Below are 19,718 nucleotides of genomic sequence, written 5' to 3'. Positions count from 1 at the left end.
TACTTTTGCCATCAACGCCTGCGCACCATCGACGTGAATAAACCTGATTACGGACCATAATGTGTCAACCATGTCTCCGCACACGTGTCAGCGATGTGTCCGGTCTCTACATAACGACAAAAAGGAGCTACACGATGAGTCGATTGGCAGGCAAAGTCGCCCTGATCACCGGTGCCGCACGCGGCCAGGGCGCAGCAGAAGCCCGGCGTTTCGTCGCCGAGGGCGCGAAGGTGGTGATCGCCGATGTCCTGGAAGCCGAAGGCCGGGCCCTGGCCGCCGAGCTGGGTGAGGCCGCGCGCTTCCAGCCCCTGGACGTCACCAACCCGGAGCAGTGGCAGGCCGCGGTCGAGGTGACCCAGGCGCAGTTCGGCAAGCTCGACGTGCTGGTCAACAACGCCGCCATCCTGCGCATGGCGCCGCTGGAGCATTGCTCGCTGGAGGACTACCGCCGGGTGATCGAGGTCAACCAGGTCGGTTGCTGGCTGGGCATGAAGTCGGTGCTGGCGGCCATGCGCCAGGCCGGAGGCGGCTCGATCGTCAACGTCTCCTCCACCGCTGGCATGGAAGGCGTGGCCTACGGCACGGCCTATTCCTCGAGCAAGTTCGCCGTGCGCGGCATGACCAAGGCCGCAGCCCTGGAGCTGGGCGCTTCGGGGATCCGGGTCAACTCGGTGCACCCGGGCGGTATCGACACCGTCATGTCCCGTCCACCGGAAATGGCCGATTTCGACCCGGCACAGGTCTACAAAGGCTTGCCGATTCCGCGCATCGGCCAGCCTGAGGAAGTGGCCAACCTGGTGCTGTTCCTGGCCAGTGACGAGTCCAGCTATTGCACCGGCTCCGAGTTCATCATCGACGGCGGCATGCTCGCCGGCACCACCTTTGGTTGAGTGTCCTACCCCTGGGGGCGCGTTGCGCGCCCAGGGGCTGAGGGTGTTGCCAGTTCCCACCTAAAGTTGAATGTGTTATCCCAACGCGCGTTTGTTTCCGCCCTTCTCGCCGCCACTTGTAGCGCCCCCTACAACGCCATTCCGAAAGTTATCAATTCCTAAGATCGGATTATCCCTACAGATGTATCCGGTTTATCCCGTACTTTTCGTACCACTCCAGCCCTAACTTAGCGGCGCTATTTCGAACATCGAAACCTGTAACCCACAAGGCATCTGCACCTCAGCACAAAAGTGCTGTCGCGCTCGAATTTCGTGGGTTCTAGACACTTGCCTGCATCACCTGGGCGGATGACACCGCCGGCACATCAACCCAATGAACAGTCAGGCGGCAACGTTGCCCCTGCAACTTTCATCGCCGCTTTTAAAACGCGATGGGTGATACAGGCGTTTGCCGTTACTTGGCGACTGGAGAACTTTCGGGACCCTCTAATGATTAGAAGCGCACACTCGCAACTGTCACGCCCCACCCGAGCGTTGGCCTGGATGAACATCGCCATCCAGGCCACCTTGCCGTTGACCGTTGCCCTCACCCCCACCTACGTGGGGGCCGCCAGCGACCAAACGCCTGGCGCCGCACAGCATCGCCCCACCACCCTTCACACCCTGGCCCCCGGCGAAACCGTCGAGCGCGTGGCCGCGCGCTTCAACATGACCGTCGCCGAGCTGCGCGCGCTCAACAAATCGCGCGCCTTCGCCAATGGCTTCGACAACCTGCGCCCAGGCGATCGCCTCGAAGTGCCCAGCGCCCCACGCATGGCCCTGCCCGCGCTCAACTCCAATGGCGTGACCCGCGAGGCCCTCGACAACCAGGACGACGAACAAGCCCGCAAGCTCGCCAGCATGGCCAGCGGCACTGCCAACTTCCTCACCGCCGACACCGACAAAGGCGATGCAGCTGCCTCCATGGCTCGCGGCATGGCGGCCAGCGAGGCCAGCGGCCAGGCCCAGCAGTGGCTCAGCCGCTTCGGCACCGCCCGCGTGCAGATCGATGTCGACGACAAGCTCTCGCTGGCCAATTCCTCCCTCGACCTGCTGCTGCCCCTGCGGGACGAGGAGCGTCACCTGGTGTTCACCCAGGGCAGCCTCCACCGCACCGACGACCGCAACCAAACCAACCTGGGTGTGGGCGTACGCCGCTTCAACGATGGCTACATGCTCGGCGCCAACACCTTCTTCGACCACGACCTCTCGCGCAGCCACTCGCGCCTGGGCCTGGGCGTTGAGTACTGGCGCGACTACCTCAAGCTCAGCGCCAACAGCTACCACCGCCTGAGCGACTGGCGCACCTCGCCCGATGTAGTCGACTACGAAGAACGTCCTGCCAACGGCTGGGACGTGCGCGCCGAAGGCTGGCTGCCGTCCATGCCGCAACTGGGCGGCAAGCTGACCTACGAAAAATACTACGGCAGCGAAGTGGGCCTGTTCGGCAAGGACAACCGCAAGAAAAACCCGCACGCCGTCACCACCGGCGTCACCTACACCCCCATTCCGCTGCTCACCTTCAGCGCCGAGCAACGTCGCGGCGATGCCGGTGCCAGCGATACCCAGTTCGGCATGCAGTTCAACTGGAGCCTGGGCCAGAGCTGGAGCAAGCAGACCGACCCAAGCCAAGTCGCGGCCATGCGCACCCTGGCCGGCAGCCGCTACGACCTGGTCGAGCGCAACAACAACATCGTCCTCGAATACCGCAAGAAAGAAGTCATTCGCCTGAACGTCGCCCGCCAGCTGGCCGGGGCCGGTGGCGAGCGTAAATCCCTGCAGGTGACGGTCCAGAGCAAATACGGCCTGGAGCGCATCGACTGGAGCGCCGCCCCCCTGCTGCAAGCCGGTGGCAAGATCGAGCACCTGGGCGGCAGCGACTATCAACTCATCCTGCCCCTGTACCAAACCGGCGCCCAGGCAGTGAACACCTACACCCTGCACGGCGTGGCCGTGGACAAGCAAGGCAACCGCTCCAACCGCAGCGAAACCCAGGTCACGGTCAACGCGCCGGTGTTCAACGCCACCCGCAGCACCTTCCTGCCCGCCGATAGCGTGGTACCCACCCAAGGCACCCAAGTGCTGACCCTGACCTTGCGCGACACCCAGGACGGCCTGCTCGATGTGCCACTGAGCGACCTGAGCCTGGCCGTGACCCGTGGCACCGCCACCACCGGCACCGTCGTGTCGCAGATCAGCCGTAAATCCCAGGGCATCTATGAAGTGACCGTCACCGCCGGCAAGGTGCCGGAAGCCCTGACGCTCACGCCCTCCTACCAGAGCACCGCATTGGCTGGAGCCAAGATCTCGGTCAGGGCCCGGGTGCCCGACGCCGGCAACTCGACCTTCGCAGCCACGCCCAAGATCATCGATACCAGTGGCACGTCCCCTGTCACCCTCGAATTGACTGCCAACGATGCGGACGGCTCTCCAGTGCCCGACCTCGCCGACCAACTGACCTTCGTTGTCACCGATGCCAGCAGCAACCCGCCCGCCAGCGGCATCACCGTCGGCCAGGTGACCGAAACTGCACCGGGCAGCTACACCGCTCGCCTCACCGGGACCACCGCCGGTGTGTGGACCGTCACCCCACACTACCAAGGCACCGCGCTCGGCACGCTCAAGGACACCGTGACGCTGACTGCCGGCCCGATCGCGGCGGCACGCTCGAATCTGAAAGCTGCACCGAACGCTATCGAAGCCAACGGCGGCGATATCTCGATCCTGACCTTCACCGCCAAGGACGCCGAAGACAATCCAGTCACAAGCCTCGCTGAAGAATTGTCCTTCAGCGTGAAGAACGGCAGCGGCGACGCCGGCTCGGAAGTCACCGTGACCAAAGCGATAGAAACCGCGCCAGGCATCTACCTAGCCAACTTGAGCGGGACCAAGGCCGACATCTGGACTGTAAGCCCCGTGCTCGAGACCGTGACCCTGGGCCTCGAAGAGAAGGTGGAATTGAAGCCAGGCGCACTGGACGCTGGCTCATCCGCTTTTACGGTCAGCCCTGCGTCCATCCCGGCAAACGGCACCTCCCACTCGACCCTGACTTTCAATGCGAAGGACAACCAAGGCAACCCAGTGCCCGGTATCGTTGGCAAACTCACATTTGATGTACGTGACAGCAGCGACAACGCGTCAGGCACAGAGATGGACCTGAAGGATCTGAAAGAAACCACACCAGGTACCTACACCGCCAAACTCAGCGGTACCAAGGCCGATACCTGGGCTATAACGCCCGTCTATGACACAGCGCTTCTGACCGGGCTGAAGAAAATCTTGGTCCTCACAGCGTTGCCGCCAGCGGCTACAACCTCGACCGTGTCACTCACCCCTCAGTCCATACCTGCAGACGGCAATCGGGAAGCCACCGTGTCCTTGACCGCCAAGGATATTAATAATGCGCCGGTAAGCGGCATCGCCGATCGACTCGAGCTGGTCATCACCAATAGCAAGGGAGAGCCCCCACAAACAGGCGACCTCACTGTGACCCGCATAAGCGAGGTCGATACGTCAGGCGTCTATACCGCCACCATTAAAGGGGGGCTGGCCGATGAATATGCCCTCACTTTCAAATATAGTGGCGAAGAGGTAGCGAAATCGAAATCCCCACTGGAAGTCAAAACCATCGCAAGCATCTCCTCCCTGCATGTGAATGGCCACACCTTCAACAGCACACAGGGCTTTCCGACAACAGGATTCAAAGGTGCGATCTTCGCAATCACGTTGGAAAAAGCCAATGCGGCCGATTACACATGGAGCAGTAATGAAAGTGGCGTGACGGTTGGCAGCACCGGAACAGTAAATTTTATCGATGAAATCAAGACCAACAAAATTACTATTAGCGCCACACCTAAGAGAGGACTGGGCACACTAACTTACGCCTTCACAATTAAAAACTGGTATAAAAACAGCGGCAAAACTAGCAGTAACAAGGCAGGAGCGGACCGTTTCTGCACGGCCTTAGGGTACGACTTCGCTTTGTCGAAGCGTGTTGATGAACTAAGTCAGGGTGTAGATAAACGAGGTCTGGGCACACTCTATTCCGAGTGGGGAAATCTGACTCAATACCCAACCGCTGACTTTCAGGGGGGGCTCATCCCTCTTTACTGGACCGCAGAGGAAAGTTCGCCTGGTTTTTACAGCACCCTCAATGTCATAACCGGAGACTTTGAATCTCACGGCTATCAGAATGGCAGTACGAATAGTCTTGGGGCTCTGTGCCGCCGCAGCGCTTTTTAAAGAAGCATTGAATAAGCGGCCTTCGCTTCTGATAGAAAGCAGCCAAAATGGCGGCTTTCTATCAGAAGACTGATTCTACCTCCAGCTCCTCGGCCGCAGAACTGTCCTACAATCCTTCAAAAGATTACCACCCTTACAACTTCGGATAATTCCTACAGATCTATCCACCTAATCCCCGTACTCTCCGCCCATAGCTTCGAATATCAAACCTGCAACCAACAAGGCACATGCATTTCAGCGCCCAGGCGCTGCAGCGCGCGCGTCATGTGGGCTGCAGATACTTGCCTGCATCGCCCAAGCGGATGACACCGCCGGCACATCAACCCAATAAAAAAGGCAGGGGCACCTTTTCCCTGCAACTTTCCTGGCCGCCTGCAAAGCGCGGTGGGTGATACGGGCTTTCGCCAGTACCTGGCGTTTGGAGAACTTTCGGGATTATCTAATGATTAGGAAATCGCACTCGCAACTGTCACTCCCCACCCGAGCGCTGGCCTGGATGAACATCGCCATCCAGGCCACCTTGCCGTTGACCGTCGCCCTCAGCCCCACCCACGCCGGTGCCGCCAGCAATCAAAAGCCTGGCGCCGCGCAAACTCAACGTACCTTCCTTCACACCCTGGCCCCCGGCGAAACCGTCGAACGCGTGGCCGCGCGCTTCAACATGACCGTCGCCGAACTGCGCACGCTCAACCAGGGCCGGGTCTTCACCAATGGCTTCGACAACCTGCGCCCAGGCGACCGCCTCGAAGTGCCCAGCGCCCCACGCATGGCCCTGCCCGAGCTCAATTCCAATGGTGTGACCCGCGAGACCCTCGACACCCAGGACGACGAACAAGCCCGCAAACTCGCCGGCATGGCCAGCGGCACCGCCAACTTCCTCACCGCTGACGTCAACAAGAGCGATGCGGCCGCCTCCATGGCCCGTGGCATGGCGTCCAGCGAAGTCAGCGCCCAGACCCAGGAATGGCTGAGCCGCTACGGCACCGCCCGCGTGCAGATCAACGTCGACGACAAGCTGTCCCTGGCCAGCTCTTCGCTCGACCTGCTGCTGCCGGTACGCGACGAAGAAAAACACCTGCTCTTCACCCAGGGCAGCATCCACCGCACCGACGACCGCAACCAGGCCAACCTGGGTGTGGGCGTACGCCGTTTCAACGATGGCTACATGGTCGGCGTCAACACCTTCTTCGACCACGATCTCTCCCGCAGCCACTCGCGCCTGGGCGTAGGTGTGGAGTACTGGCGCGACTACCTCAAGCTCAGCGCCAACAGCTACCACCGCCTGAGCGACTGGCGCACCTCGCCTGACGTGGTCGACTACGAAGAACGCCCGGCCAACGGCTGGGACGTGCGCGCCGAAGGCTGGCTGCCGTCCATGCCGCAACTGGGCGGCAAGCTGACCTACGAAAAATACTACGGCAGCGAAGTGGGCCTGTTCGGCAAAGACAACCGCAAGAAAAACCCGCACGCCGTCACCACCGGCGTCACCTACACCCCCATTCCGCTGCTCACCTTCAGCGCCGAGCAACGTCGCGGCGATGCCGGTGCCAGTGATACCCAGTTCGGCATGCAGTTCAACTGGAGTCTGGGCCAAAGCTGGAGCAAGCAGACCGACCCAAGCCAAGTCGCCGCCATGCGCACCCTGGCCGGCAGCCGCTACGATCTGGTCGAGCGCAACAACAACATCGTCCTCGAATACCGCAAGAAAGAAGTCATTCGCCTGAACGTCGCCCGCCAACTGGCCGGGGCCGGTGGCGAGCGTAAATCCCTGCAGGTGACGGTCCAGAGCAAGTACGGCCTGGAGCGCATCGACTGGAGCGCCGCCACCCTGCTGCAAGCCGGTGGCAAGATCGAGCACCTGGGCGGCAGCGACTACCAGCTGACCCTGCCGTTCTATCGCACTGGCGCCCAGGCGGTGAACACCTATACCCTGCACGGCGTGGCCGTGGACAAGCAAGGCAACCGCTCCAACCGCAGCGAAACCCAAATCACCGTCAACGCGCCTGTGTTCAACGCCGCGCGCAGCACCTTCCTGCCCACCGACAGCGTCGTGCCCACCAAGAGCGGCGTCCAAGTAATGACCTTGACCGTGCGCGACGGCCAGGACGGCCTGATCGACGTGCCCCTGAGCGACCTGAGCCTGGCCGTTACCCGTGGCACCGCCAGCACCGGCGCCAAGGTCTCGGACTTCAGCCGTAAATCGGTTGGTGTGTACGAGGTGACCGTCACCGCCGGCACCCTGCCGGAAGCCCTGACCCTCAAGCCGTCCATCCAGAACACCGCACTGGCTCAGGCCAACATCGCGATCATGGACCGGGTACCCGACGCCGGCACCTCCACCTTCAACGTCACTCCCGACAAGATCGATACCAGTGGCACCACCGTGGCCACCCTCACCTTGACGGCCAATGATGCGGATGGCAGCCCAGTACCCGACATCGCCGACCAACTGACCTTCGTCATCAAGGATGCTGCCGGCACCTCGCCAGGCACCGGTATCACCCTCGGCCAGGTGACCGAAACCACGCCTGGCAGCTATACCGCTCGCCTCACCGGCACCAAGGCCGGCGTGTGGACCGTCACCCCACAGTTCAAAGGCACCGCCCTCGGCGGGCTCAAGGACACCGTGACGCTGACTGCCGGCCCGATCGCGGCCGTTCGCTCGACCCTCACCGCCGCGCCGGACAACATCGAAGCCGGCGGCGGCGATATCTCGACCCTGACACTCACCGTCAAGGACGCCGAGGACAATCCGATCACCGACATCGCCAACAAACTGTCCTTCAGCATGAAGAACGCCAGCGGCGGCGACGCCGGCTCGCAGGTCACTGTGACCACTGCGACAGAAATCGCGCCTGGTATCTACAAAGCCGAGTTGAGCGGGACCAAGGCCGATACCTGGACCGTAACGCCACTGCTCGATCGCAACGCCCTGGACATCAAGACCCAGGTCGTCCTCACGCCGGGCGCAGTGGACGCCGGCACCTCCGACTTCACCGCCAACCCAATATCCATCGTGGTAGGGGGTGCCGAATCGGAACTTACGTTCAACGCCAAGGATGCCAAGGGCAATCCTGTTTCCGATCTCGCAACAGACCTGAGCTTCGCCGTGCAGGGCCGCAGCGGCGCGCCGGTAGGTTCTGATGTGACCATCACCCCCCTGCAAGAAACCACCGCAGGCACCTACACCGCCAAGCTCAGCGGCACCAAGGCCGACGTCTGGACCGTCACCCCGCAGCTCAAAGGCACCGCTCTCACCAGCCTCGCCGCTGACGTGACCCTGCTTGCCGGCGCATTGGACACCGGACGCTCTCTCTTTACCGCCAAACCGGAAAAAATCGAAGCCAATAACAAGGACAGCTCGGCCCTCGAGTTCATCGCCAAGGACGCCAAGGAAAACCCCCTCACCGGCCTCGCAAGCAAACTCACCTTCAGCGTGAAGAACGACAAGGGCGAGAATGCCGCTACAGGCGTGACCATCGAGAACATCGACGAAACCGTGGCAGGCACCTATACCGCCACCCTGAAAGGCTCCAAGGCCGATACCTGGACCGTGGAGGTCGTGCTCGACGGCACCGCCACCGGCATGAGCGACAAAGTGGTCCTCACCCCTGGCGCCGTGGATGCGGGCACCTCCAAGTTCACCGCAAACCCCGACACCATTGCGGCGAACAAGGTTGCCAAGTCCGACTTGACCTTCAACGCCAACGACGCCCAAGGCAACCCGTTGGTCGGTATCGAGGCTGACCTCACCTTCGACGTACACAATGACGCCGGCGACGCCGGGGGTAGCGATGTGACCGTGGAAAACCTCAAGGAAACCACCCCGGGCACCTACACTGCCACGCTCAGCGGCACCAAGGCCGATGTCTGGACCGTCACCCCACAGGTCAACGGCACCGCGCTCAGCGGCCTCGCCACCAACGTGACCCTGGTGCCAGGCGCACTGGACACTGGACGCTCCGCCTTTACCGTCAAGCCAAAAACCATCAAAGCCAATGGCAGCGACAGCTCGCTGATCGAGCTCATCGCCAAGGACGCCGAGAACAACTCGCTCACCGGCCTCGAAAAGCAACTTAGCTTCAGCGTGACGAACGGTTTTGGCGAGGATGCCGCCGCAGGTGTCACCATCGAGAACATCAGCGAAACTGCAACAGGCACCTATACCGCGATCCTCAAAGGCACCAAGGCCGATAACTGGACCGTGAGCCTGATGCTCGACGGCACCGCCGTCGGCTTGAGCGATACCGTGGAGCTGATTCCTGGCGCCGTGGATGCCGGCAAGTCCACGCTTTCGGCAAAACCGGACCGCATTGAAGCCGGTGGTTCCGAAAAGTCCGAACTGACCTTCACTGCCCGGGATGCCCAAGACAACCCGGTCAAAGATCTCGTGGACAACCTCACCTTCGACGTGGCCGGCGCCGCCAGTGGCGACGTGACCGTGGAGGACATCGTGGAAACCACCCCAGGCACCTACACCGCCAAGCTCAGCGCCACCAAGGCCGATGTCTGGACCGTCACCCCACAGGTCAACGGCACCGCCCTCGGTAGCATTGCCACCAAGGTGACCGTGGTTCCCGGCGCATTGGACACCGGGCACTCCAGCGTTACCGTCGCACCGGACGCCATCATCGCCAACAACCGCGACAGCGCGACGCTCGAGGTCATCGTCAAGGATGCCAAGGACAACCCGATCACCGGCCTCGAAGGCAAACTTGCATTCCGCGCGCACAACGAGGATGGCCAGGATGCCAGCACAGGCGTCATCTTCGGGAGCGTCAGCGTAACTGCGGCCGGCACTTATACCGCCACCGTGAAAGGCTCCAAGGCCGATACCTGGACCGTGGAAGTCTGGCTCGACGGCGCCGCCACCGGCATGAACGATAAGCTGGTCCTGACCCCTGATGCCGTGGACGCAGGCCGCTCCAGTGTTTCGGCAAACCCGCCGAGCATCGCAGTGGGTGGCTCCGAAAAGTCCGAACTGAAGTTCATCGCCCTGGACGCCCAAGGCAATCCGGTCAAAGGCCTCGTAGGCGATCTCACCTTCGAGGTCACCGACAGCAGTGGCGGCGCAGCAGGTGGCGACGTGACCGTGGACGCTCTGCAGGAAGCGACCGCAGGCACCTACACCGCTAAACTCAGCGGCACCAAAGCCGGTGTCTGGACCGTCACACCAACGCTCAAGGGCACCGCCGTCGGTAGCCTCAAGGTCGACGTGACCCTGACCCCTGGTGCACTGGATGCGGGCCTGTCGGAGTTTGTCGCCAACCCGAAAACCCTAGAAGCCAACGGCAAAGACAGCTCGCGCCTCAAGTTCACTGCCAAGGACGCCCATGACAACCTGATCACCGGCATCGCCGATAAACTGTCCTTCAGCGTGAAGAGCAGCAGCGATGGCGATGCTGGCACGGACGTTACCGTCACCAACGTGGTAGAAGCCTCGGACGGTATCTACGAGGCAGACCTGAGCGGGACCAAGGCCGATACCTGGACCGTAACGCCCATGTTCGACAAGGCCCCTGTCGGGAGCCTGAAGGACACGGTGACCCTGACCGTAGGCGCGGTCGCGCCAGGCACGTCGAGCTTCACCGCCACCCCAGCGCGCGTGCTCGCTGGCAGCACAGAGACCAGCAAGCTGATCTTCACCGCCCAGGACGCGCACAACAATCCGGTCACCGGCCTTGTTGGCAATCTGAAGTTCATGGTCGAAGGGACTGCCGGCATGCCGGCGCCAGGTGACGTCGATGTCAGCGCGATCACGGAAATCGGCTCTACCGGTGTGTACGAGGCATCGCTGGGTGGCACGCTGGTAGGCACCTATACCGTGACCCCGCAGGCCGACACCGTGGAGCTGAAAGCCCTGGCGACGACGGTTGAATTGTATAAGGTCGCTCCACCCGCGGAGGCTCACTCGAAGCTCGAGCTCAGTAAAGACAAGATCCTCGCGGACGGTTTCGATCAGAGCAAGGTTATCTTTACAGTACAGGATGACGCCAACAGCCCCGTTAGTGGTCTCGCGGATGACATCACCTTTGTTGCCATGGACAGTAGCAACGTACCCGAATACAACATCCATTTCAGTAAAGTCACTGAAGAGGGCAGCTCGGGCATTTATACTGCTTCGGTGAATGGCGGTGCATATGGTAACGAAATAGGCGAATACACAATTATTGCAAACATCGCGGATATTACCTGGAACAAATCCACATCTATCGAATTGCTCAGCACGGCATTTTCCGGCGCCCGTAATGATTACGGTACGGCGTTCAATTTCCCGAAAGACTCCGGATTTCCAAGTACAGCTTACCTGGGTGCAAAGTTCACTCTCTTGCTTGGAAACAATGCCGACCCTAATGACTACGACTGGTCATCCTCCAACAAGGGCTTTTTGGAACCTCAAGAAGCAGGCAGCTTCAAATTCAAAGCCTCACCTCAGGAAAGCCCGGCGAAGAGGAGTGTGACGATCAAGGCCAAGCGAAAGGGAAGCAGTGTCGAGCACACATATGTTTTCAATAACCGATATTGGTATGATATCGGCAACGAGAGTGTAGTGACTACACCCGTTGAGGTTGGGGCCAAGTGTACAAAAAAAGGAATGCAGTCGGTACCGCTCTGGCTATATACTCGGGGTACTGGAGTAACGAGGGTAGACGGACTGCTGCCGGAATGGCAAAGCATTCTGCCTGACACTAACGATAACTTCTTCTTAGTATATGGAACAACGGAATGGGTTCGAGTATCGGCCACACAAGATAGCTCCCTGCCGCCCGAAGATGAAACAAAGCCAACCCGCTTACTTTGTTATTTCTGAAGCTCCTTGAAAAAGCCCCGGCTCTGCCGGGGCTCTTTAGATTCCGTTATTGAAAGATGTGACCAGCTTTGCCTCACATCGCCCTGAGTACAAATTACAAAGCCCCCACCCCCACCCGCTCCACCTGCTCGATCGGCACCTGCCGCGCCAGATGATCGGCCGCAATGAAGCCAAACGTCATCGCCGGCCCAATGGTCGACCCTGGCCCTGGATAGGTCTTGCCCATCAACGCCGCGCTGGTATTGCCGATGGCATACAACCCTTCGATCACCGCCCCGTCCGCGCGCAATACGCGGGCGTCGGCGTCGGTGCGCAGACCGCCTTTGGTACCCAGCTCCCCGGCATCGATGCGCAAGGCATAGAACGGCCCGCGCTCCACCGGCCCCAGGCACGGGTTGGGCCGGCAGTTGCTGTCGCCGTAGTAGCGGTCGAACAGGCTGTCGCCCTTGCCGAACTGGGTGTCCACGCCCAGGGCCGCCATCTGGTTGAAGCGCTGAACGCTCTGCCCAAGCCCCGCCGCGCTCACGCCGATCTTGGCCGCCAGCGCCGCCAGGCTGTCGGCGCGGTAAATGACATTGTCCAGCCAGCCCTCGGGGATCTTGCTGTCCGACTGCACGGAGCCTGGCAGCAGCACACCGCAGGGGTAGCGTTTGCGGTATTCGGCATCGAAGATCAGCCAAGCCGGCACGTTGGCGCCCGTGCGCACCTGGTCGGCGTACATGGCGTAGATGATGTCCGTGTACGGCGCGGCCTCGTTGACGAAGCGCTCGCCGCGGCCATTGACCATGATGCAGCGCGGAAACGCCCGCTCGACGAACAGCGCACGCTGCTTCTCCTCGCCCGGCACACGCACGGTCGGGGCGCCCCACACATGGTCCATCAGCGCCACGTCCGCGCCCTGGGCCAGGCCTGCGCGGATGCCATCGCCGGTATTGATCGGCGGCGCGGCCGTCCATTCGGCGCGGGTCGGGCTGGGCAGGTACTGCTCGCGCATCAGTTGGTCGGCCTCGAAGCCCCCGCAACCGAGGATCACTCCAAACGCCGCGCGCACGTTCACAGGCTTGCCCTGGCGCTCGACCACCAACCCCGTCACCTTGCCCCCATGGCTCAACAGGTTGCGCATCGGCGCTTGCAACCACAGCTCGATCTGCCGCACCTGCATCGCCGCGCGCAGGCTGGCGACCAAGGCATTGCCCAAGGTCAGGCGCCGGTCACGCGGCGTGCGCCGGCGCCAGGCAAAGTCGGCCATGTATTTGAGGCCCAGGCGGGCGGTGAGCCACAGCCAACCGGGCTCCTTGGCCAGGATGGTGTGGGCCTCGACCTGGGTCATGGCGATGCGCCCGGCGATCAGCGTGGCTGGCGACGGCGCGCGCAGGCGCTGGAACTCATCCCCCAGGCGCGCCGCATCGAAGCTCGCCGGCTCCATGGTGCGGTAGCCGGGTTTACCGCCCTCGCGCTCGGGGTAGTAGTCCGGGTAGCGCTTCACGGCGCGAAAGTACGTCTGCGCCTGGGCGGCCAGGTAGCCGACCATGCGCGGGCCATGCTCCAGGTAGGCGTCGATGCGCGCCGGGTCGTAGTCCTCGCCGACCGTGGCCCGCAGGTAGGCCTGGGCCTCCTCGCGTGAATCGTTGCCGCCGAGCGCTTCGATCTGGTCGTTGCAGGGGATCCAGATCCCGCCACCGGAGATGGCCGTGGTGCCGCCGTACTCGGCGGCCTTTTCCACCATCAGGACCGACAGCCCCTGGTCGTGGGCCCGCAACGCCGCCGTCATGGCGCCGGCCCCCGAGCCGACCACGACCACGTCGTAGACGGCGTCCCAGTGCACAGCCTGCTGATTGTCATTGTTCATCGATGCACCTCCCCGCTGGCGGCCGCTGGCCGCGATTCCATGGAGCCCGCACTATGTCACATATTTTTGTTTATGCGTCATTGTGATGACACAAAAACTTGCAGCCGTGCCATTAAGTGCGACAATCGCTGCCAATCCCGATGACCACAGAAGGTTCCGCCATGACCCGACAACTGCGCTGGGGCGATGCCAGCCGTATGGACAGTGCCGAGCAAGGGCGACAGCAGATCCTGGAATGCGCGCTGGCGGCGATGAGCGAGGTGGGCCCGGATGGTTTTGCCATCGACGACGTGGCGCGCCGGGCGAATATTTCCCGGCGCACGCTGTACCGCTACTTCGCCACCAAGCAGGAACTGGTGCAGGCGGTGATCAGCAGCGAGAACGCCGGGTTCTTCAGTGCCATGCAGCAACAGCTGGTCGGCTTCGAGGACGATTTCGAGCGCTACCTGGAAGAATGCCTGTGCTTTGCCGTGCGCTATCGCGACCAGCACCGGGGCGGGTTTCACCAGGGCTACCTGGCCAAGGCGGCCAGCCCCGAGGTGTTCGCCTACATCCTCGAGGACATCGCGCCGTTGTGGCAGCAACTGCTGGCCGGCCCCTTCGAGCGCCATGTCGAGCGCCACGGCGCCAGCGTCAGCCTGGACGACAGCATCGCCCTGATCAGCCGGCTATGCCTGGCCTACTGCCTGGTGCCCGAGGCGCCGGAGCAGATCCGCAAGCAACTGCGCCTGCTGCGCCCCATCAGTGCCTGAGCCCGTCAGGGCAACAGGCGCATGGAACTGGGCACCGGCATGTAGCACGGCTGATAATTGGGCTGGCAGTAGTAGGCCATGCTCAGCGGCATGGGCAAGGGGCGTGTGACTGCGGCCACATAGGCGGCGGCGAAGGCACACACGATCAGGGTCAGGCAAAATCTTGTTGTTGTTTTCATGGCCATGCCTCTATGAGCGAGGGAGACGTTGTGAAGCCAGACTAGGCTCTGTACGAAAAGCCTTGATACTCGGTGATGCTGCGTTGAAAACAGCCTCGGAATGCTCATTTACAACCCGTAAACTGCGCTTCCTCGGCTGTTTTCGCCTTGCCTGACCTTCGTCTCAAGACTTTTCATACAGACCCTAGAAGCGACGCGCTCGGCCCGCCTCGTCCAAACGGACGAGGCGGATCAATTTCACGACAGCGCCCGACGGATGTCCGCCGCAGCGCCCTGCAACGCACGGGCGGCCGCCTCGACGAACGGCGCCATGCTGATGAAGCCATGCACCATGCCGTCGCAGCGCTGCGAGCGCACCGCCACCCCGGCCGCCTGCAGGCGCTCGGCGAAGGCCTCGCCCTCATCGCGCAGCGGGTCGTATTCGGCAGTCAGCAGCGTGGTGACCGGCAGGCCCTGCAGGTGCTCGTCACGCAGCGGCGAGGCCAAGGGGTCGGTGCCCTGCTCGGCATGCTCCAGGTACTGCGCCCAGAACCACCCCATCATCGCCCGCGACAACAGGTAGCCCTCGGCGAAGTCGCGATAGGACGCGCTGTCGCACGCCGCGTCCGTCACCGGGTAGAACAGGCATTGATGACGGATCGCCGGGCCCTGGCGCTCCCGGGCCAGCCGGCTCACGGCGATGGCCAGGTTGGCGCCGGCGCTGTCCCCGGCCACTGCCAGGCGGCGGGCGTCCACCCCCAGCTCATCGGCCTGCTCGACCAACCAGCAGGTGGCGGCGTAGCAGTCCTCGGGCGCTGCCGGGAAGCGTGCTTCCGGCGCCAGGCGATAGCCCACCGACACCACCACCGCGCTGGTCTCCAGGGCCAGAGCGCGGCACAGGTTGTCGTGGGTGTCGAGGTTGCCGATGACAAAGCCGCCACCATGGAAGAACACCAGCAGCGGCAGGTCATCGCGGGCCATCGGGCGGTACAGGCGCGCCGGCAGCAGGCCCGCCGCGCCGCCCACTTGGAGGTCGCGCACTTCGGCCATGTCCGCCCCTGGCAGCGGCGGCATCAGGTTGTCGGCGTGCAGGCGGTACTGCACGGCATCGAGGGTGGCGTAGTCCGGCTCGCCCTGGGCGGTGAAGCCCTGGAGCACGGCGGCCATCTGGGTATCGAGGGGCATGGCGCTCTCCTTGAACGTCACTGGGTACGGATGGACGTCAGTAGATCGGCACTGTCAACGGCGGCCATCGTCCGTTCAGACGATGACCGATGCGTCACGCGCGGCAGAATCACTCCGGTGCATCAGTACCGCCAACCGAGCTGCCAGTGACCGAGGTGGCGTGGTACGGCCGGCGGCCCCAACAAAGACTGGAGAACAACAACATGAGCACGCTGCACCGTATCGAAGCCAAACTGCTGGAAGACCGCTACGCGCGCGGTTGGCACTGCCTGGGCCTGGCGGCTCAGTACCGTGATGGCAAGGCGCACCGGCTGGATGTGTTCGGCACCCGCCTAGTGGCCTTCCAGGGCGAAGACGGCCAGCTGAACATCCTCGACGGCTATTGCCCGCACATGGGCGCCGACCTGAGCACCGGTTGCGTCGAAGGCAACGCCATCCGCTGCCCCTTCCACAGCTGGCGCTGGAACGCGGACGGTGTGTGCGACGACATCCCCTACGCCAAGCGCATCCCGCCACGGGCCAAGATCAAGCGCTGGCCGATCATGGAGCAGAACCACCTGCTGTTCGTCTGGAACGACCCCGAAGGCAATGCACCGATCGACGAGCAGGCCATCCCGCGCATCGACGCCTGCTTCGACGACACCTGGGCCAACTGGGAAATCGCCGACCTCAAGATCGACACCAACTGCCGGGAACTGATCGACAACGTCGCCGACATGGCGCACTTCGGCTCAGTCCATGGCGCGCCGGTCGATGAGTTCAGCAACGTTTTCGAAGGCCACACCGCCGCCCAGATCATGCGCGCGCGCAGTGAGCGGCTGTCCGGCGACAGCGAGCTGACCACCGTGGCCACCTACTACGGCCCGGCCTACCAGATCACCGAAATGACCGGCGCCATGGGTGGCCAGCCGATCCACTCGATCCTGCTCAACTGCCACGTGCCGATCGACCTGAACAGCTTCACCCTGCGCTATGGCGTGCTGGTCAAGAAGATTCCGGGATTGTCCGAGGAAGAAAACCAGGCCATCGCCAAGGCTTACGTCAAGCAGGCCCAGGAAGCCTTCTACGAAGACGTCGCCATCTGGCACACCAAGACCCGCGTCGACAACCCGCTGCTGTGCGACGGGGATGGCCCGGTGTACCAACTGCGCCGCTGGTACGAGCAGTTCTATACCGACGTCGCCCTGCTGGCCGACGAGACCCGCGACAGCAAGCAATTCGTCGTGCGCAGCAGCGAACGCGCCTGACCGCATCACCCCTGGCACAACCCGGCAGCGGTCCAGGCAACCCGCTGTCGGGCCCCCGCAACATGACATTGCGCGCGGACAAGGGCTCCCTATATGCTCGCCGACGCCAATGCTAATAATAAGAAGCGGTAACCATCGATGCAGACTCTCAGTTTCGAAGACTTCAGCGAGCTGGTCGGCCAGCTCTACGAGGGGCCGCTGGAATCCATCCCCTGGGTCACCTTCCTCAATCAACTCAACAGCCTTCTGCACAGCAAGTACGTCACCTTCATCCTGCGTCCGCCCAGCACCCAGGTCGACGGTTTGATGGTCAGCACCAATGGCACCTCCAGCGACGCCACCGCGTCCTATAACAAGCACTTCTTCGCCCTGGACCCGTTCGTCGGGCTGCCCAACCGCGAAGTGGTCGCCTTGGCCGACTTCATGCCCGAGGCCGAACTCAAGCAGTCGGAGTTCTTCCGCAACTTCCTGGAGCCGGCGGATGTGTTCCACATCCTGGGCGTGGACATCAACACCAGCGACGGCGCCCAGTGCCGCCTGCGCATCAGCCGCGGGCGTGACGATGCGCCCTTCGTCGAGTCGGAAAAATGCCTGCTGGCGCGGTTCATCCCGCACCTGGAACGCTCGATCAAGATGCACATGCAGCTCAACCGCATCGAGACCGAGCGCAACCTGTACGCCGGTGCCGTGGACCAGATGGCCGTGGGCACCATCATCCTCGATGACACCGGCAAGGTCCTGCAGACCAACCAGGTGGCCGAGCGCCTGCTGCAAGAGAAGGACGGCATCAAGCAGGTCAACGATGGGTTGCAGGTCGGCAGCGCCCGGGACACCCAGGAGTTTCGTCGCCTGGTGCGCCAGGCCATGCTGTCGCAGAAGGGCAACCTGGCCTCGGTGGTCGAGGCCATGCGCGTCAAGCGCCCGTCCGGGCGTGCGGACCTGGGCATCATCGTGCGCTCGGTGCCGCTGTCGGCCTGGAGCGAGGGCAAGCAATGCCCGACCGTGGTGATCTTCATCAGCGACCCGGAGCAGCAGTCTTCGGCGCCTCAGGAGATCGTCCGTGCCCTGTTCGACTTCACCCCGGCCGAAACCCAGCTGGCCATGCTACTGGCCAACGGCCTGACCCTGGACGAAGCCTCCGAGGAGCTGGGCATCAGCCGCAACACCTCGCGTGCGCACCTGCGCTCGACCTTCTCCAAGACCGGCGTCACACGCCAGACCATGCTTGTGCGGTTGATCCTGCGCAGCGTCGCCACCCTGGGCTGAAGCCCCCTACCCGCCTGCCTGGTCATCGTCCGCTCGGACGATGGCAGGCGCCGGCCGGCAGCGCACAGTAGCCTCGTCGCTTTCCGTTGCCAGAGGCCCCCGCCATGCGCCAGAGCCCAACCATTCTCAAGACCGAGCTGCTGGCCCAGAGCAGCCACTTCCAGATCGAAGCCCTGCACCTGCGCTTCAGCAATGGTCAGCATCGGGTCTACGAGCGCCTGCGCGGCACCGGCTACCGGTCGGTGCTGCTGGTGGCCATGCCGGATCCGGAGCATGTGCTGATGGTGCGCGAGTACGCGGTGGGGGTCGAAGGCACCATTCTCGGTTTGCCCAAGGGCGGTGCCGATACGGGGGAAAGCTACCTGGAGGCGGCGCAGCGTGAGTTGGGCGAGGAAGTCGGCCTGCGGGCCGGTCGGCTGACCGAGCTGGGTGAGCTGACCCTGGCGCCGGGGCATCTGTGCCACCGCTGTCGGGTGGTGCTGGCTGAACAGCTGAGCCCTTGCAGCAATGACGGTGGTGATGAGCCGGAGCCTTTGGAGTGTTTGTCGGTGGCGTTGGCGGAGGTTCCTAAGCTGGTGGCCAAGGGTGAACTGCATGAGGCGCGGGCTATTGCGGCGTTGTTCATGGCCATGGGGGTGCTTGCGCAGCGGGGGTGAGTTGGGTTTGGGCTTGGGCTTGGGCTTGGGCTTTCAGGTTGTGTGAATATCCGGTGTTGGTGGTGGCGCCACTGGCGCTTTTCGCCTTTACGGCGACCTACTTTTGCTCTTGGGCAAAAGTAGGCAAAAACCGCTGGCTCCCACATACGGCCCCGGCGCTGCGCGCCGGGGTTCCCTCCGCTCCGGTGCCTTGCGGGGCTTCGCGGCCTCCGACTTGCTACGCAAGTCTCCATCTCGCGACTTCGGCTGCGCCGAAGGGCGCTGCGCGCCTGCCCCTCCAGACACCTCCACTCGGCCTCCTGAGGTCGCGATTGGTGGCGCCTGGACTATCGCGTAGCTACGGCGTGGTCTGTGGCAGTTCCGGCCTATTCGCGGGTAAACCCGCAGGTACAGCGCCGTTCTCAAGGACAGCGGTGAGCCTGTGGTCTATGGTGCCGGACAAGCTTGAATCGCCTTCAGTTGCTATCCCTTGACACTTTTCAGCCGTGCAAATACCAGCCCTGGCGCGGTTCCCACAGGCACAGCGGTGTTGTTGAGAACACCGGAGAACCTGTGGGAGCGGGTTTACCCGCGAAGCAAACGCCTCGGTGAATGGCACCGGCTGCGCCGGTGTTCGCGGGTAA

10 protein-coding genes are annotated in these 19,718 nt (G+C 62.8%); 7 read left to right on the top strand and 3 right to left on the bottom strand.

The genetic code is table 11. The features are described from left to right. Positions 1 to 134: 134 nt before the first annotated feature. From ACNFCH_RS25350 to ACNFCH_RS25340, 3 genes are all read left to right on the top strand, one after another. Positions 135 to 890 carry a glucose 1-dehydrogenase gene (locus ACNFCH_RS25350; RefSeq protein ID WP_337157382.1) on the top strand — a complete coding sequence of 252 codons (756 nt, stop codon included), beginning with the start codon at positions 135 to 137 and terminating at the stop codon, positions 888 to 890. Between the two features lie 489 nt (positions 891 to 1,379). Continuing rightward, on the top strand, positions 1,380 to 5,171 hold the full coding sequence (locus ACNFCH_RS25345; protein WP_416744405.1) for an inverse autotransporter beta domain-containing protein: 3,792 nt from the start codon (positions 1,380 to 1,382) through the stop codon (positions 5,169 to 5,171). A gap of 442 nt (positions 5,172 to 5,613) precedes the next feature. After that, on the top strand, positions 5,614 to 11,982 hold the full coding sequence (locus ACNFCH_RS25340; RefSeq protein ID WP_416744403.1) for an invasin domain 3-containing protein: 6,369 nt from the start codon (positions 5,614 to 5,616) through the stop codon (positions 11,980 to 11,982). A 94-nt stretch (positions 11,983 to 12,076) separates the two neighbouring features. Here the strand turns inward: ACNFCH_RS25340 and ACNFCH_RS25335 are convergent, their stop codons facing one another. Continuing rightward, on the bottom strand, positions 12,077 to 13,831 hold the full coding sequence (locus ACNFCH_RS25335) for an FAD-dependent oxidoreductase (RefSeq protein WP_416744401.1): 1,755 nt from the start codon (positions 13,829 to 13,831) through the stop codon (positions 12,077 to 12,079). A 161-nt stretch (positions 13,832 to 13,992) separates the two neighbouring features. On the opposite strand from ACNFCH_RS25335, the gene ACNFCH_RS25330 reads away from it, so the two are divergent. Continuing rightward, positions 13,993 to 14,583 (top strand): TetR/AcrR family transcriptional regulator, encoded by a 591-nt coding sequence (locus tag ACNFCH_RS25330; protein WP_416744400.1) that lies wholly within the window; start codon positions 13,993 to 13,995, stop codon positions 14,581 to 14,583. Positions 14,584 to 14,588: 5 nt separating this feature from the next. On the opposite strand, the gene ACNFCH_RS25325 is transcribed toward ACNFCH_RS25330, so the two are convergent. Beyond that, on the bottom strand, positions 14,589 to 14,762 hold the full coding sequence (locus ACNFCH_RS25325) for a hypothetical protein (protein ID WP_167358108.1): 174 nt from the start codon (positions 14,760 to 14,762) through the stop codon (positions 14,589 to 14,591). A gap of 237 nt (positions 14,763 to 14,999) precedes the next feature. Next, positions 15,000 to 15,926 (bottom strand): alpha/beta hydrolase, encoded by a 927-nt coding sequence (locus ACNFCH_RS25320; protein ID WP_416744399.1) that lies wholly within the window; start codon positions 15,924 to 15,926, stop codon positions 15,000 to 15,002. A gap of 203 nt (positions 15,927 to 16,129) precedes the next feature. On the opposite strand from ACNFCH_RS25320, the gene ACNFCH_RS25315 reads away from it, so the two are divergent. From ACNFCH_RS25315 to nudE, 3 genes are all read left to right on the top strand, one after another. After that, the gene (locus tag ACNFCH_RS25315; protein WP_416744397.1) at positions 16,130 to 17,173 is read left to right on the top strand and encodes a Rieske 2Fe-2S domain-containing protein; all 1,044 of its coding nucleotides are present in this window, start codon (positions 16,130 to 16,132) and stop codon (positions 17,171 to 17,173) included. Between the two features lie 138 nt (positions 17,174 to 17,311). Next, positions 17,312 to 18,439, top strand: a complete 1,128-nt coding sequence (locus ACNFCH_RS25310; RefSeq protein WP_337157375.1) for a helix-turn-helix transcriptional regulator — start codon at positions 17,312 to 17,314, stop codon at positions 18,437 to 18,439. Between the two features lie 104 nt (positions 18,440 to 18,543). Then, on the top strand, positions 18,544 to 19,095 hold the full coding sequence (gene nudE / locus ACNFCH_RS25305; protein WP_337157374.1) for an ADP compounds hydrolase NudE: 552 nt from the start codon (positions 18,544 to 18,546) through the stop codon (positions 19,093 to 19,095). Positions 19,096 to 19,718: the final 623 nt, after the last annotated feature.

Source organism: Pseudomonas sp. NY15354 (assembly GCF_048068075.1).
Taxonomy (GTDB): Bacteria; Pseudomonadota; Gammaproteobacteria; order Pseudomonadales; family Pseudomonadaceae; genus Aquipseudomonas; species Aquipseudomonas guariconensis_C.
This window is presented reverse-complemented; position numbering and strand designations above follow the sequence as displayed.